12 protein-coding genes are annotated in these 16,715 nt (G+C 49.5%); 1 reads left to right on the top strand and 11 read right to left on the bottom strand.

Annotation, left to right across the window (positions count from 1 at the left end; all coding sequences use genetic code 11):
- The first annotated feature begins 13 nt into the window (after positions 1–13).
- Positions 14–883, top strand: a complete 870-nt coding sequence (locus ACZM6M_RS07905; RefSeq protein WP_296034527.1) for a putative ABC transporter permease — start codon at positions 14–16, stop codon at positions 881–883.
- A gap of 62 nt (positions 884–945) precedes the next feature.
- On the opposite strand, the gene ACZM6M_RS07910 is transcribed toward ACZM6M_RS07905, so the two are convergent.
- The 11 genes from ACZM6M_RS07910 to ACZM6M_RS07960 form a co-directional block, all read right to left on the bottom strand.
- Complete coding sequence (locus ACZM6M_RS07910; RefSeq protein ID WP_337434494.1) at positions 946–2,682, bottom strand: phospho-sugar mutase; 1,737 nt, start codon at positions 2,680–2,682, stop codon at positions 946–948.
- A gap of 109 nt (positions 2,683–2,791) precedes the next feature.
- A complete protein-coding gene (gene rho / locus ACZM6M_RS07915; protein WP_418497157.1) occupies positions 2,792–4,486 on the bottom strand; it encodes a transcription termination factor Rho in 1,695 nt (564 codons plus the stop codon).
- Between the two features lie 209 nt (positions 4,487–4,695).
- Positions 4,696–6,012 (bottom strand): replication-associated recombination protein A, encoded by a 1,317-nt coding sequence (locus tag ACZM6M_RS07920; RefSeq protein WP_066550351.1) that lies wholly within the window; start codon positions 6,010–6,012, stop codon positions 4,696–4,698.
- 13 nt (positions 6,013–6,025) lie between these two features.
- Complete coding sequence (locus tag ACZM6M_RS07925) at positions 6,026–6,724, bottom strand: polysaccharide deacetylase family protein (RefSeq protein ID WP_417302208.1); 699 nt, start codon at positions 6,722–6,724, stop codon at positions 6,026–6,028.
- 129 nt (positions 6,725–6,853) lie between these two features.
- Positions 6,854–8,716, bottom strand: a complete 1,863-nt coding sequence (locus ACZM6M_RS07930) for a GH25 family lysozyme (RefSeq protein ID WP_418762371.1) — start codon at positions 8,714–8,716, stop codon at positions 6,854–6,856.
- Positions 8,717–8,835: 119 nt separating this feature from the next.
- Positions 8,836–9,879 (bottom strand): PspC-like choline-binding domain-containing protein, encoded by a 1,044-nt coding sequence (locus ACZM6M_RS07935; RefSeq protein ID WP_417045795.1) that lies wholly within the window; start codon positions 9,877–9,879, stop codon positions 8,836–8,838.
- Between the two features lie 132 nt (positions 9,880–10,011).
- Entirely contained in the window at positions 10,012–11,880 is a 1,869-nt protein-coding gene (locus ACZM6M_RS07940) for a phosphotransferase (RefSeq protein WP_418762370.1), read from the bottom strand.
- Positions 11,881–12,024: 144 nt separating this feature from the next.
- On the bottom strand, positions 12,025–13,455 hold the full coding sequence (locus tag ACZM6M_RS07945) for a DUF4340 domain-containing protein (RefSeq protein ID WP_418762369.1): 1,431 nt from the start codon (positions 13,453–13,455) through the stop codon (positions 12,025–12,027).
- Complete coding sequence (locus ACZM6M_RS07950) at positions 13,442–14,860, bottom strand: GldG family protein (RefSeq protein ID WP_418762368.1); 1,419 nt, start codon at positions 14,858–14,860, stop codon at positions 13,442–13,444. The genes ACZM6M_RS07945 and ACZM6M_RS07950 overlap by 14 nt, the downstream gene beginning before the upstream one ends.
- Positions 14,860–15,723: an ABC transporter permease gene (locus ACZM6M_RS07955; protein ID WP_489490092.1), complete on the bottom strand. Its 864-nt coding sequence runs from the start codon at positions 15,721–15,723 to the stop codon at positions 14,860–14,862. The genes ACZM6M_RS07950 and ACZM6M_RS07955 overlap by 1 nt, the downstream gene beginning before the upstream one ends.
- Complete coding sequence (locus ACZM6M_RS07960) at positions 15,720–16,712, bottom strand: ABC transporter ATP-binding protein (protein WP_066550396.1); 993 nt, start codon at positions 16,710–16,712, stop codon at positions 15,720–15,722. The genes ACZM6M_RS07955 and ACZM6M_RS07960 overlap by 4 nt, the downstream gene beginning before the upstream one ends.
- Between the last annotated feature and the right edge of the window lie 3 nt (positions 16,713–16,715).

The following is a 16,715-nucleotide window of genomic DNA, read 5'->3' on the forward strand; positions in this document are numbered from 1 at the left end:
GGAGGATAATTATATGTATCAATACACCTGGTATCAATGGCTGTTTATTTTCTATCTATACTGTTTTTTAGGGTGGATCTTTGAATCATCCTATGTTTCTCTAAAAGAAAGGCGTCCTGTAAACCGGGGATTTCTGCGGCTGCCTCTGCTCCCTCTGTATGGTACGGGAGCTGTGATGATGCTGTGGGTATCCCTCCCTCTGAGAGAACATCTCCTTTTGGTCTTTCTGGCCGGCATGACCGCTTCTACTGCTCTTGAATATATAACCGGCTGGTGCATGGAACAGCTGTTCCGGGTACGCTACTGGGACTACAGCAGCCAGGCTTTTAATTTACACGGATATATCTGCCTTTCTTCTTCTATTGCCTGGGGGGTTCTTACCCTGCTTCTGACAGAGGTAATCCATAAGCCGGTGGAATTCTGGATCGTAAACACCTCACAAGCTCTGCTTTTGCTCTGGGTTCTGTTTATATCCGTATTTTTCATCCTTGATACCGTACAATCAGTACAGGCTGCCCTCAATCTGGCAAAGGTACTGGATTCCATGACCCATATGCTGGCAGAACTGGAAGATATACAGGTGCAGTTAGCCCTGCTCAAAGCAGAAACAAACCAGAAACTTGCCAATATCCAGGAAGAGGCTTCCCATAAGCTGGCTGCCGCAAAAGCCGAGGCTGCACTTTACAGGACTTCCAAAGAAGAGCAGATCCGCTCTCTTACCAGGAGGATGTCTGAGCTGGCGCATCAGAGACAGCATATGGCCCTCCACATAGATTTATACCAGAGAGGGATCCTGAAGCGTAATCCGGGAGCCCGTTCCACACGGTTCGAAACCGCATTTAAAGAACTGCGGGAGATTGCAGAAAAACAGCTTCACAAATAAACGTCGATCAGCCGCCGGGCAGTGCGTACTGTCCGGCGGCTGATCTTTATACTGCTTTTATATCACATCATCTTATCTACCATAGCCATAACAGCTGCTCCAAGGTCTGCTTCCTTCTGGTCTGCATCCTCTAAGGAGGTTCCCTTTACGCCAAAGTAGAACTTGATCTTCGGCTCTGTACCGGAAGGTCTTACGCAGATCCATGCGCCGTCCTCCAGGTCATAGTACAGTACATTGGAGGCCGGAAGTCCGGTTGGCTTTACCGCTCCTGTCTCCATGTCCCTGATCGTATCCAGCTTGTAGTCTCTTGCTGATACTACCTTGTAACCTCCTACCTCTGCAGGGGTATTATTTCTCAGAGTTTCCATGATGGACTGGATCTTTGCCAGACCTTCGATGCCGGATAAACCGATAGACTTGACAGAATCCTTGTAATAGCCGTATTTCTCATACATGGCTACCATGGCATCCCACAGGGTCATTCCCTTCTGCTTATAGTAGGCAGCTGCCTCGCAGAGAGCGGCCGTAGCGGAAATAGCGTCCTTATCACGGGCATAGGTGCCGATCAGGCAGCCATAGCTCTCTTCCATGCCAAAGAGATAGGTTCCTGTTCCTGTGGTTTCATTTTTAAGGATCTGCTTTCCGATCCACTTAAAGCCTGTAAGCACCTCGATCAGCTCTGCACCGTAGGCTTTGGCTACCGCGTCGATCAGATTGGTGGATACGATGGACTTTACAACCTGTCCGTCTGCCGGGATTTTGCCCTCAGCCTGCTTCTGGCTTAATACATATTCGCACAGCAGGGAACCGGACATATTTCCGGTCAGAGGAATGTATTCGCCGGACTTTGCATCCTTTACATATACGCCCAGGCGGTCGGCATCCGGGTCTGTGGCAAGTACAAGGTCGGCGTCCTTTTCCTTAGCCAGCTTTAAGCCCAGTTCAAAGGCTTCTTTGGCCTCAGGGTTTGGGTAGCTTACAGTAGGGAAATTTCCGTCCGGAAGCTCCTGCTCGGGAACTACATATACGTGAGTAAAGCCGATCTCCTTCATCACTCTTCTGGCAGGAATATTTCCAGTGCCGTGAAGAGGGGTATATACAATGCGGATCTGATCCTGCATCTCATCAATGGCCTTCTGGTTTACAACCTGAGCCTTTACCTGAGCGATGTACTTGTCATCGATCTCTTTTCCGATAACCTCATACTTGCCCGCTGCGATGGCAGAAGCCTCGTCTGTGGTCTTTACGCTGGACAGATCCTCGATGGCAAGAACCTCCTCTGTCACGCCCTTGTCGTGAGGCGGTGTAAACTGTGCGCCGTCCTCCCAGTATACCTTGTAGCCGTTGTACTCCGGCGGATTATGGCTGGCAGTGATGTTGATGCCTGCCACGCAGCCCAGCTCGCGGACAGCAAAGGACAGCTCCGGTGTGGGGCGCAGGGATTCAAACTTGTATGCCTTGATTCCGTTGGCTGCCAGAGTCATAGCCGCCTCCATGGCAAATTCAGGAGACATATTGCGGGAGTCATAGGCAATGGCTACGCCCTTGTCTGCAGCGCCCTGCTTGATAATGTAGTTTGCCAGTCCCTGTGTGGCCCGTCTTACTACATAAATATTCATACGGTTGATTCCTGCTCCGATGATCCCCCTAAGGCCTGCGGTTCCGAACTCCAGATCCATATAAAAACGCTCTTTGATCTCGTTCTCATCGCCTTCAATGGCCTTTAACTCGGCTTTGGTGGCTTCATCAAAATACGGATTGGACAGCCATTCCTGATAGATCTTCATGTAATCTTTCATTTCTATACTCCCTCCTGATTTCCCATGCATCGTAATACCTGCATTTTTATGCCTTTGATTATACTACACCAGGGAAAAAAAGGGAAGTAGATGCCAAGTAAAACTTCCCTTACAGCAGGCGTATCTTCTTTACCATTTCGCAGAATTCATAGTTATTTCTTGTCTTGGAGAAAAGATCCAGGATACGCTCTACGGCTTCATCGGGCTTCAGGGAATTGGTGGCTTTCCGCACTATGTCTACGGCCTCTGCTTCCTGCCGGTTAAGAAGAAGGTCATCCCTTCGGGTACCGGATTTTAAAATGTCAATGGCCGGGAAAATCCGCTTTTCTGACAGGCGGCGGTCTAAAACCAGCTCCATGTTTCCGGTTCCCTTAAATTCCTCATATACTACATCATCCATACGGCTTCCTGTATCTACCAGAGCCGTAGCCAGAATGGTAAGGCTGCCGCCCTCCCGCATATTTCTGGCGGCTCCGAAGAAACGCTTCGGCATATAAAGAGCAGCCGGGTCAAGGCCTCCTGATAAGGTACGGCCGCTGGGAGCTACGGTAAGGTTATAAGCCCTTGCAAGACGGGTAATACTGTCTAAAAGGATAATCACATCTCTCCCGTGTTCTACCAGGCGCTTTGCCCTTTCGATCACCATTTCTGATACACGCTTATGACGGTCCGGCTGCTCGTCAAAGGTGGAATAGATAACCTCTACGTTTGGCCCTACGATCGCCTCTCGGATGTCCGTTACCTCCTCTGGCCGTTCATCAATCAAAAGGATCATCAGGTGCATATCCGGATGATTTACAGTAATTGCTCTGGCGACCTGCTTTAAAAGGGTGGTTTTTCCTGCCTTGGGCGGAGAAACGATCATGCCTCTCTGGCCCTTTCCAATGGGCGATAAAAGATCCAGCACACGCATTGCTACAGAGTTACGCTCTCCCCGTGTTTCCATATGAAGACGCTCATTTGGGAAAATGGGAGTAAGATCTTCAAAATTCGGACGGCGTTCTGTGGCGCTTAAGGGATATCCGTTCACTGTTTTGATATAAAGAAGAGCAGCGAATTTCTCCGTTACTGCTTTGATCCTTCTGTTTCCTACAATGATATCACCTGTTTTTAAATTGAACCGGCGGATCTGTGAAGGAGCCACATAAACGTCATTTTCTCCCGGAAGGAAATTTTCGCAGCGGATAAAGCCAAAGCCATCCGGCATAACTTCCAGAATACCGTTTGCCTCAATTCCGCTGTCAAGCTCTGCCATATCCTGACCGGCAATGCCGGAAGCGTCACTGCGAGGCTCTGGACGGGATTCGCGGACGTCTGCCCGTGTCTCTCTGGTGTCACGAATGTCTCCTGTTTCCCTGGATTCCCGGCTCTCTCTTGACTCCCTGTTGTCTCTGGATTCCCGGTTCTCCTTTGGCTCCCTGCTTTCTGCTGAATCCCTGGAAGCTTCTCTGGAATTTTGCTGCCCGTATGAAGTCCGGGGCTGTCTGACAAAACGGGTTTGACGTGAGGAGTCACGCTGTGGGCGTCCATCGCGCGGCTTTCCGCTGTCCCGTGACTTTTCGCTGTCCCGCGGCTCACCGTTTTCTTTGCTGCTTTGGGGTTCACGGCTGCTTTGTGCCTCACGGCCTTCACTGGAACCGGAATCCGGCTGCAAAACAGCTTCAGACTGTGCGGCCGCCTCATTTTCCCGGCACAAAAGTTCTATGATCTCAGCTTTTCTGAGGGTGCTGATGCCTTTAAGCCCCTGAGATTTCGCCAATTCCTTGAGCTCCGCTAAAGGAAGGGTCTGTAATTTTTCTCGCATATGATTCTCCTTAATTTTACGAACAGTTGTATTGATCCTGAATTATCTAAATGTAATCAAAAGTGGGAATGGTACAAAACCGGAACGGTTCTGACCGTGAATGAGTCCGGGCGCTGATATCTCAGACAGAAAGCCCCTGGAATATGCGGGGAAAGCGCCCTGATTGCTTATACAGACATTATAAACGCTCTCCCCTGTGATTGTAAAGTTTAATTTTTAAGCCATTCCATATGGGCTTTCATCTGTGTTTCATATCCATTGTCCGACGGCCTGTAAAAGATACGGCCCTCCATGCCATCAGGAAGATACTGCTGGCGTACATAATGCTTGGGATAATCATGGGCGTAGAGATAGCCGTCTCCATGTCCTAAGGCTCCTGCGCCCTTATAATGCCTGTCCTGAAGATGCACGGGAACAGGCATGGCACGCTCCGTCTTTACCGCCTCCATGGCATCCTGAATAGCGCAGCAGGCCGCATTGCTCTTGGGTGCACAGGCCACATAGGTCACTGCCTGCGAAAGGATGATCTGAGCCTCCGGCAGACCGATGCGCTCTGCGGCCTGAGCGGCGCTTACCGCTACTGTCAATGCCTGGGGATCCGCATTTCCCACATCTTCTGCAGCGCAGATCATAATCCGGCGGGAAATAAACTTAATATCTTCACCTGCATAAATCATCCGCGCCAGATAGTACACAGCTGCATCCGGATCAGAGCCCCTCATACTTTTTATAAAAGCGGAAATGGTATCATAATGGCTGTCTCCGTCCTTATCGTAGCGCACAGCCCGCTTTTGGATGCATTCCTGAGCCGCTGCCAGATCAATGTGGATCTTCCCGTCCGGGCTTCGGTCTGTAGTAAGTACACCCAGCTCGACTGCATTTAAGGCAGCTCTGGCATCTCCATTGGCCGCATCTGCCAGGAACCGGGCTGCATCCGGCTCGATCACTGCATCATATGTACCCATCCCCCGTTCCACATCCGTAATGGCCCTTTGGATCAGTTCCAGAATATCCTGCGTTTCCAGAGGCTTCAGCTCAAAAATGCGGGATCTAGAGATAAGAGCGCTGTTGACCTCGAAATAAGGATTTTCCGTCGTAGCGCCGATAAGGATCAAGGTGCCGTCCTCTACAAAGGGAAGAAGATAATCCTGCTGTCCCTTGTTAAAGCGGTGGATCTCGTCTACAAACAAAATGGTTCTTTTGCCGTACATTCCCCTGCTGTCCTTTGCGGCGGCCACAATCTCCTCCATATCCTTTTTTCCGGCCACTGTGGCGTTGATCTGCTTAAATTCAGCGCTGGTGGTGTTGGCAATAACCTTTGCCAGCGTGGTTTTTCCGGTTCCTGGCGGGCCGTAGAAAATAAGAGATCCAAGTTTGTCCGCTTTGATGGCGCGGTAAAGGAGCTTGTCCTTTCCAATGATATGCTGCTGCCCCACCACCTCATCCAACGTCCTTGGGCGGAGACGGGAAGCGAGAGGCGCTTCCTTTTCCATTGTATTTTCTCTCATATAATCAAACAGATTCATCTTTATCTCTCTTTCAGTCAATCATCAGTTCATCGGCTGTAACAAAGGTATATCCTTCTCTCTGGAGGATATCGATCAGCTCCAGAGCCGCTGACACAGATGTATCAAATATATCATGCATCAATATAATATCCCCATCCTCAGCTTCTTTCAAGACCTTCTTTACGATACGCTTCTGGTTTCTGAGCTTCCAGTCCAGGGAATCCACAGACCAGAGGACTGTCGTCATGCCGGACTGACACTCCAGCTCCTCGTTCCAGTCTCCGTAGGGCGGACGCATATATTGAGGTCGGGAGCCCGTAATGTCCTCGATCATCCCGCTGGTGCGGTCTACCGCCTCACAGACAGCCGCAGGACCCGCTTTTGTAAGGCGCACATGATTATAGCTGTGATTTCCGATCAGGTGGCCTTCTTCCTGCATCCGTTTTACCAGAGCCTCGTTTCCCGGTATACAGCTTCCCATGAGAAAAAAGGTAGCAGGTACTCCCCGTTCCTTTAAACCATCTAAAAGAACCGGCGTATGGACGGGATGGGGGCCGTCATCAAAAGTAAGAGCGAGATATTTTTCCGGCTCAAACGTACCCTCAGGTGCTGATGCCTCCCTGACCGTAACCGGAGCAGCCAAAAGGCAGATCAGATATGCCAGAAGGATAAAATCGGCGGACAGAACAGCCGACAACAGATGGACCCTGTGTTTCCACTTCACATTCAGGCCTCCGGGCAGATTGGTAGATTGATTTATTATATGCAGTTCCATACAAAAATAGAAGCAGGCCGGAAGTCATGCTCCCGGCCTGTGTACTGCCTTATTCTTTCCTGTGCTCCTTTTATAACCTGCCTTCTACACTCCCGGCTTCTCCCCCGCCGCTACCTGCCCCTGGGAGGGAGCAGAGCTGACACCGGGGCCGCCGTTGATTCCTGTAACAGGAGCTGAGGGCTCTGGAACGTTTTGGGAGGAAGAGCTGTTTCCGCTTCCGTTTGACGGGATAATAATGGGGTTAGAGGATGTGCCGGAGCTGCCGGAAGCCGTTCCTGCACTGTCGGACGCGCTCTCCTGGTTTGTGGAACCGCTTTCCTCCTGCCCCTGAGGAATCAGATGGCCGTCTGCTGCTGCCTCATAAACAGCGCCGCCGATCTCCAGCGTCTGTCCTGCAGCCATGCGTCCTGTGGAGGGATCCATATAATAATGGAGACCGTTTACCTCGATCATGCCCGTGGTCATCGCTCCGCTTCCGTCAAAATAATACCAGGCTCCATCCATCTCACGCCAGCCGGTCGCCATCACGCCGGAGCCCTTCAGATAATACCGCTTTCCGCCTTCACTCAGCCAGCCGGTCTGCATCACGCCGTTTGTATCTGAGCAATACCAGGAGCCATTATCCTGGATCCAGCCCTTTGCCAGGGCACCTGATGCGTCCAGATAGTACCATTTGCCGTTTTGGTTTGTCCATCCAACCGCCATTTTTCCGGAAGACTCCATATAATACCGCTTTCCGTCTGCATCCAGCCAGCCGGTCTGCATGATACCGTTGGAGTCTGTATAATACCAGGCTCCATTGTCCTCTATCCAGCCTTTTTTAACAGCTCCTGAGCTTCCCAGATAGTACCATTTTCCCTGATCCTGACGCCAGCCAGTCTGCATCTTTCCCGTGGTCTCGTCCAGATAATAACGGCTGCCGGATACCGTGATCCAGCCCGTGGACGCAAGGCCTTCGCTGTCCATATAATACCAGTCTGAACTATCCTGAGCCCAGGCGTTTTTCTGTTTGGCATAGTTGCTGTAATAATACCGTTTCCCGTTAATGGTACGCCAGGTATTGGCCGGAATCTGGCCGGAGAAATCCTTAAACTGGAAATCAATATCCACATTTCCATTGATTCCCTTTACAGAACCGGTGCTGGTCGCCTGCCACATAACAGGGTTCTGGTAGCTGGGACGGGCAGAATAACGGGCTACCCATACGGGATAATCCATCAGGCTCATATCCAGCTTATTTTTCAGCCAGTTTTCATTTGCATAGACAATCGGATAATATCCGGAATCGGATATCTTTTTGCAGAACGCATTTGCGATCGCTGCCAGCTCCTCTTTTGAAAGGTTTCCCTGAGTAGAATCCTCCATATCGAAAGCTACAGGATAAGAAACAGGATAATCATGGATCAGATCCAGCACAAAATCGGCCTCTGCCTCTGCCATTTCCACCGTTGTAGCCAGTGAGTAAATATACACGCCCACCTTCACGCCGGCAGCGCTGGCCTGCTGGATATTCCGGTGAAAATAGGGATCTACCGCTCCCTTGGAACGGGTTCCCAGCATCACGAAGGACACGTCATCTGCTGCGACCTGGCTCCAGTTGATCTCCCCCTGCCATCTGGATACGTCAATTCCTCTGGCAAGCACATTTTGAATGGCACTTCCGTCCGGCATCTGATAGACGCCGTTTACCTTTTTCCATGCATTTGGATTGGTCTGGTCTGCTCCTTTTGCATTCTCAGAAGTGCTGGAGGCAGAAGGCACATTGCCGGTTCCTCCGGATCCTCCTGTTTCTCCCGGGCCTCCTGCAGCAGACGCTCCAACAGACGCCGGCATTTCTCCCGGCCCTGCAGCGTAGGCCGTATACGCAGACCCAAGGGTTCCTGCGCCCAGAATTCCAGCCAGGACGAGTGCCTGGCAGCGCTTTCTCATCTCCTGTCTCTTTTTCATTTTCCTCTCCTTATATCGTACTGATAGCAAAAACGGAGGATGCTGTCAGCCAGTCCCGCCGCAGCATCCCCCCTTATCAACTTGTCCTTGTCACATGTTTCCATATCGGATTTCTCTTATCAGCCTGGTCCATCTGTGCGTCCGGCTTCCAGAGAGCCGCTGCTGGAAGGACCGCTGGAGCTGGTGGTTCCGGAGCTGCTGGAACCTGGACCAGATGAGCTGGAACTGCCAGAAGTTTTTGATACGCCGGGGCCGCCGTTTTCACCGGTTACGCCGCCTCCGGAAGACTGGTTTCCTGCAGCCGGCGTCTGTGCAGATACGCCGTTTGCATTCTGGCATACGCCGGATGCGTCAAAATTGTAGGAGGTACCGTTGATATTTAAGGTAGTTCCTGCTGTCATCACGCCGCCGTCTGCCGGATTTAAGTAATAATACTTGCTGTCGACCAGGATCCAGCCTGTCATCAGGTGACCGTTGCTGTTGAAGTAGTACCACTTGCCGTCGATCTGCTTCCAGCCTACAGACATCTTTCCGTTTGTCATATCCATATAATACTTGCTGCCCTCGCTGTCGCTGAGCCAGCCGATGAGCATACGTCCGTCTGTATTCAGATAGAAGTAATCCTGGTCTACCTTTGCCCAGCCGGTCATCATCTTTCCGTCTGTGCCGAACAGATACCAGTTGTCCTGAATCTGAGCCCATGCGTTCACAACACACTTGCCGTTTTCCTGGAAATAATACCAGGCTCCGTCCATCTCACGCCAGCCGGTTCCCATGCTGCCGTCGCCGCGCATAAAATAGTAATCATCGCCAATACGCAGCCAACCCGTAACCATGGTGCCGTCCTCCAGCATATAGTACCATTTGCCGTATTCCGGATTGATCCAGCCCTTTGCCATCAGGCCGCCCGGACGGAAGAAATACCATTTTCCATCAATCTGCTTAAAACCAGTGGTCATATAGCCGGTAGAAAGATCCATATAGTAATAACCCTCGCTGGTCTGAAGCCAGCCTGTGTGGGTCTTTCCCTGGTTAATATAGGTCCAGTGATCGTTTGTCTTGGTCCAGCCGTCTGCCGCATAGGATGTAACCGCCATTCCCAGGGCCATGGCGCTGATCACGCCAGCTGCGGTCAAAGCCGCCAGACATTTCTTACGTTTCATGCCTTTTCCTCCTCATTCTTCTGTATATAAGCCCCTTTGTCTGTTTCGGGTTTTCATCCTTTTAATTATAGCACAGATTATCTGTAAGGAAGGTAACAATTTTATTACAATTTCCGTAAATTTTCATACCTGCTACAGAGCCTTTAATTTTTTATAATAGCCCTTTGCATACCGGTACATGATGATAGTATATTCTCCAAATTCCTCTCCTAAAGCTGCCTTGTATACAGCCCACAAACACCAGAGGAAACCGCCCAGGGCCGCATTTGCAAATACGGAATAATATTCTTCTTCCGAAGGCTTTCTCTCTAAATAAATCTCCAGAAGCTTTTCTGTCTGTTCTGCGTCATAGTACGAATAGATCGCCGACATGGAAATGTCCATAATGGGATCGCACATTCCCGCATATTCCCAATCCAGCAGTTTTGCACTGCCGTCTTCAAACATCAGGAAGTTATCCACATTTGCGTCAATATGGCAGAGACATTGTGGACGATCCATCTGATCCAAACGATCCATCAGCTCATTCATCCAGCCTCTGACCTTCTCATAATCTTCAAAAGGGATTCCTCCATGCTGCAGGCAGAGCCTTTCATAAAAATCTATCCGTTCCCGAATATCAAAGGAATGATCGACTGTAAGACCAGACTGGTGAAGCTTTCTTACAATACCCATACAGATTTCCATATCTTTCCAGTTATCTGCCGCTGCATTCCGGGCGTTTTCATAGTACCGTGCAATCTTATAGCCGGTATCCGGGTTCATGTACAGCACTTCTTCCGTAATCCCCAGAGAGGCTACGGTATCATAAACCTCTTTTTCCTCCCTGCGGTTGATTAAAAGCTCTGTCCCCGGCCCCGGAATCCTGCAGATGCAGTGAGCGCCATCCACCCGGAACAAGAAGGATTTATTTGTCATTCCGGCTTTCAGGCAGCGGATATCTGTAATATGGGACTCAGGCACCTTAAATACCCTGGATACCAGATCCATTGCCGCATTATCCGAATGGTTCTGATAGCGTTCATCAAACAGGCGCAGCTCCTCCAGATTTTCAAATTCATACACCTGGTTTTCAGGCTGACGGTTTACATCCATCTCGATCTGATCCCACTGAGACGCCTTCCAGCCGGAAGCCTCTTCTGCGCGGGCAAGAAGCGTTCCCCCTTCTGCCTCCAGACGGCGCTTTGCCTCTCCCTTGAGCATATCTACAAAGGGCTGCTCCCAGTAAAACTGTTCCGTTCCCGGAGTTTCATAGTAGGCTTCTAATACCGGAAGGAACCGGGCTGAAAATTCTCTGGACAGATAGACCGGGCCGTACATCACCCACTGATCCCTTCCGCCTACATTTACATCTGTAATCCTTCCCTTTTTAGTAAAGGTAAAGCACCACTCCTTGGTATCCCCCTTCTGGAAGGAGGCGCTGTACCAGGCTCCGCACTCATAGGCGTGGTACATATTGTCCCGCAGCCAGTTATCAGAGGATAAAATGTACATATTGCGGCCCTTTAACAGATGTCTGGCTCTGTAAACCGTAGCCAGGGTATTTTTGCAGGAATACTCCGGATTGTAGAGAAGCTTTACATCATATTTGTCGATCAGATATTCAAATTTCTCTTTCAGATACCCGACTGCAATGGTAATATCATATACTCCGGCCTCATGGAGCTGGCGGATCTGGCGTTCGATCATACGCTCTCCAAATACCTCTAAAAGCCCCTTGGGCGTTTCAAAGGTAAGAGGGACAAAACGGGAGCCAAAGCCTGCGGCAATGATCAGAGCTCCGTCTACCTTATAGGGCGCTAAAACAGCCTGTCCCGTTTCTGTAAGAGCAAGCCGTTTTCCTCTCTGATCCTCATCTTCTCTGATATAGCCTTTTTCCGTACATTCTTTGATCAGCCCGTTAATGGTCCCTAAAGATAGCTCCATTCTCTTTGCCAGCTCCCGCTGAGTAATATATGGCTCCTCCAAAATGTTTCTGCATATCAACCCCAATCTGTCCATATGATCCTCCATTCTTCATCCTGTATATGCACTGTCAGCGGACAGAGGAATCTTTGCTCCCCTGTCCACTGACATTTTTGTTCATTTCTATTATATTTTTATTTTATATGAACATTATAGCACGGACGCAGGGAAATGCAAGGGCTAATCCTCTGTATTTCCCAAAACAATGGTATTTACTGCCTCGATGAGATCCACTGCCTGAGATCTGGGAATCAGAGAAACGGTCTTTCCATCAGCCTCTGCCAGACAGCTGCTGCCGTCATAGCGATAAAGAACGATGGTTACCTGAGGAGAAACTTCATTATCCAGATGGAGAGTGAGGCGGATTTCCTCCTTTTGTCCTGGCTCCTCTTCTGTAAAGCGGTCTGCTTTTAAGCCTTCCAGAGCAAAGAGCAGTTCATCTGCCTCTATTTCCTCCTCCTGATACGTCCAGGTGCGGTCATCCTTTTTGCCTTTGGAAGTAAGGCTGTAGTCAGCTCCCTCTAAGGAAATGTCAATTCCTGTGATCTCCTCTGTATCGCCCCAGAATACTTCTTTATGGCGCAGGTCATCATATTTCATGGCCATCAGGCCTTTGTAATCCTCGGCAGTCAGCTTATAGGCGATCTGGGAATTATTTACTCTTGCGTATGCGGTAATTTCTTCCTCTTCCCCGCTGTTTTCCTCAAAGTTCTCCTTCTTCTCTGCCTTTTCTTTTTCCTTCGGATCACGGCTTACGCTTACGGTAAGCGTACCGGATACGTTCTCTTTGTCCTCATTTTCAAAGGTATAATCGGCCTCTAAGGACAGCTCCGGCGCATCCAGTCCATAGGTGCTCCACTCTTCCTCTGAAACATAGTAGGAAGCGTAGTCAGACAGATCCAGATTCTGGAGGGTTCTGATATATTCATCCACCTGTACCGGATCTAAGGGAAGCAGGTTTTCCTCATCCTTCTTAAAATAAACATCCTCGCTGCTGTAGGAAGCCCCGCTGTCCTCTATGCGGACTGCTTCATAGGTCTCCGGTCCTGTAAACCGCAGGCTGCTTACTGTCTCAAGCTCAGGGATCTCATCCTGCTTCAGCATATCCTTTAACACCGCGTCAAAATAATTCAGGGGATCGTCCTTTACCAGATAAGCTTTTCCGTCTCCGATGGACACATAGCGCTGGGAATCCATATTGCTGAAATTGCCCAGCTTTATTTCAAGCTCCTGCTCCCCATTTTCCAGATGAATCGTGCAGACAGGATCATTCAGACCGTACTGACTGTAATCCTCTACCTCTTCGATCACAAAGGCTGCTGCAAATTCCTCAAAGGGCTCTAAGAGTTCTTTTATCTTTTCTTCGCTCACAGGAAATTTTTCATCCTCGTCATAGGTCCAGACTCCGTCCTCTCCCTTATGGAACGAAAGGCTTTCCGACTCATTTTCCCACGAAAGGGCCGTGACACCCTCATAGGGAATCTGAAGGATGGTTTCACCGCTGTCTTTGATCTTTTCCTTATGCTCCTCCCTCTGGATCACCGCGATGGCCGCCACGGACAGCACCGCCAGAACTCCCAGAAGGATATATAACCGTTTAGCCCGCTTCATTCTGCATTCTCCTCCTTCTCATTACCACACAAATGCCAATTCCCAGGTATGCAAGCGGGAAAACACCGATCATTACCGCCTGAAGCATGGCAGAAGCAGATTCGCTGATGGTAAGATAATTATAGTTTAAGGACTTGCTCCGGATCGCCATAGCCTCGCTCTCTCCGATCATGGAAGAAAGACCATTCATTCCCAGATCCCCGTTTGCACCAGAGGAAAGGGCATTATACATATCCTCTAAAAAGTCTGAGGAGCCAAACCAGAGGATCCGTCCTTCATTTTCACAGGAAATCGACACAGCTGCCGCAAAGGGGCCATCAACGTCTCCTTCCTCCCGTTCATAGGTGGAAAGCTCATAGCCTGCCATCTTGCTGAAAGCCTGGTCTGTGGTTGACAGAAGGGTTGTCACCCGGCCTGCGGCTTTCGTTTCATCTACCTTTAATCCCTGGACAATGGGAAGAATGGGATAATAGTGCTCTTCAATGAGAGCGTCTGTAATATCGCTGCTCTCCATCTGAGGAAGAAGGGCGTAAGGCGTCTGAAGAGCATAGCGCTCTCTGTCTCCCTCTACTACGATTCCGTCCTGTGCGGTAACGCCGTATTCCTCTAAAAGGCCGTGAAGGTTGTCAAGATTTCCTTCCTTTACAGGCCCTGCTGCCGCAAAAAGCTTTCCTCCCTTTTTGGTGTAATCTGCAAGCATGGTCTGTTCTTCTCCGGAAATGTCGCTGGAGGGCGCATAGATCATAATTCCGGCTGCATCCTCAGGAATGGAATCTACATTCAGAAGAGACAGCTGCTCTAACTGGATATTTTCCTTTTCAATCTGCTCCTTGAAGGAGGCGGGAAGTTCTCTTTCCCCATGTCCCTCTAAAAGATATACTTTGGGCTGCTCTTCATTTACCACATAGTCAATGGCAGAAGTAATGGCTCCCTCTCCGTCAAAGGAGGTATTGTAGGAATAGGAGTAGATATCTGCCTCCTGAACATAAATATCATCATAACCGATAAAACGGCTGCGTTCGCCGCATTCTACAACCAGGCTGTTGTTGGCGGCCTCTTCATCTGTGTACTGCTCTGCAAAGGTAGGATATACATCCGGATTTTTCTTTACGATCTGGATATGGTCTGAAAGGCTGTCGTATTTATTTAACAGGTTTTCAATGACCGCATCCTCTTTGTCTGCCTGCACGATCCAGTAAATGGTTACATCCTCATCCAACCCGTTTACCACCGCCTTTGTATTGCTGGTAATGGAATAGAGCTTTGCCGCGCTGATATCGTATTTTGTCAGATTCTCCGGAAGGGCGTTTACCAGTATATTGACTACAATAAGGATTGTAAGAACCACTGCGGAAAGAATCAGGGAATAGGCTCCGCCGCAAAAGGCATTACGGTTCTGTTTCATCAGTTATACCTCCTTTTTTCCAGTGACTGCACCGATAAAAACAGGAAAAATGCGGCAAAGGTCACAAAATATACGATCGCAGTGAGATCAAACACCCCGTTTACAAACACATAAAAACGTTCAAACAGGGAAAGCGTTTTCATAACTGAGGGCAGAAGTCCGGAAAAAGCTTCCGGGTCTGCCAGATATAAAATAAGCACTGCGCCGCCAGCCAGGAAATAAAATCCATAAGCCAGATGTTCATTTTTTGTTAAATGGCGTATTACCACTCCCAGGACGATCACCAGAGCAAAGGCTACGATCAGGGCGCCTGCCGGAGTAGAAGATACATACTCGGACAGACTGGCGCTGTAGTAGTTGAGCAGGATCACCGCAATGCCGATTCCTGCCGCAAAGCCCTGATTGTCTGTCAGGGAGGAAATGAATACTCCCAGAGCGATCAAGGCTGCGCCCAAAACAAAAAAGGCAAAGATAGAGCCGTAGGAGGTCAAAAGGTATACATCTCCATAGCGGGCAAATATCAGCGGATATACGGAAACAACCGCCAAAGGGATCAGATATACAACAAGAAGCGCCAGATATTTTCCCAGTACAACCTCTGTGGTGGTAATGGGAAGGGAGTATAACAGCTGGTCTGTTCTCTGCTTCTTCTCCTCTGCAATGACGCGCATGGTTAAAATAGGTACAATTACTACAAATACCAGGCTGCCGAAGCTTAATACAAACTCAAAATTGCTTACTGCTGCCTGAAGATTATATAAGGTGGCTCCCAGACCGATAAAGGCCAGCAAAAATGCGCCGAATACATAGGCGGTCAGGGTATGGAAATAATTGCGGAGCTCATGCTTTAATACGGCGGTCATGCCATTTCCTCCTCTCCTGCTTCGGATTCCTCGGTTTTAATATCTTCTGTTTGGGCGCTCTCTGTCAGCTCAATAAATATTTCCTCCAGATCCGCCTTTTTCACATTCATTTCAAGAAGGGGTTTGCCGGCGGCTGAAAAACGCTTAAACAGGGCTTTTGACACCTCATAGATATCCTCGCAGTCCGAATGGAGGGTAGCTGCGGTCCGTCCTATCTCCTTTTCTTCTATGGTCTGTTCTGTAATGTGCTCCATACCGGAGAGAAGTTCTTCTGTTTCCCTGGCGTCCGCCTCTGCTACCAGAGTAATCTCTCCCGGTGAAAGGAGGCGTTTTTCAAGGTTTTCCGGCTCGTCAAAGGCGATGAGCTTTCCTCTGGCAATAATAAGGATTTTCTCACAGATAGTCTGAACCTCGGAAAGAATGTGGGAGCTGAAAATGACCGTATGCTCTCTTCCCAGATCTTTGATCAAATCGCGGATCTCTATGATTTGTAAGGGATCCAGTCCTACTGTCGGCTCATCCAGTATGATCACTTTCGGATCCCCCAGAAGGGCCTGAGCGATCCCGACTCTCTGTTTATATCCTTTAGACAGGGCGCTGATCCTGCGGTTTCGCACATGGTCTAGACCTGTCCTCCCGATCACACTGTCAATCTGGCTGTGCAGCTCTTTTCCCTTAAGCCCCTTTGCTTCTCCTACAAAGCGCAGATACTCTGCCGGTGTCTCGTTCATATAAAGGGGCGGCTGCTCCGGAAGATAGCCGATCCGTTTCTTTGCCTGGGCCGGTTCTTCAAAAATGTCGAAGCCGTCAATCTTTACGCTTCCCTTTGTGGCTGACAGACATCCTGTCATGATGTTCATGGTGGTGGATTTTCCTGCGCCGTTTGGACCCAAAAAGCCGTATACATGGCCGCCTTCTATCTCAAAGGACAGATCATCTACCGCTGTCACATCCCCATAGCATTTTGTTAAATGCTCTACCTGTATCATGGT

The sequence above is a fragment of the Enterocloster sp. genome (assembly GCF_057861365.1).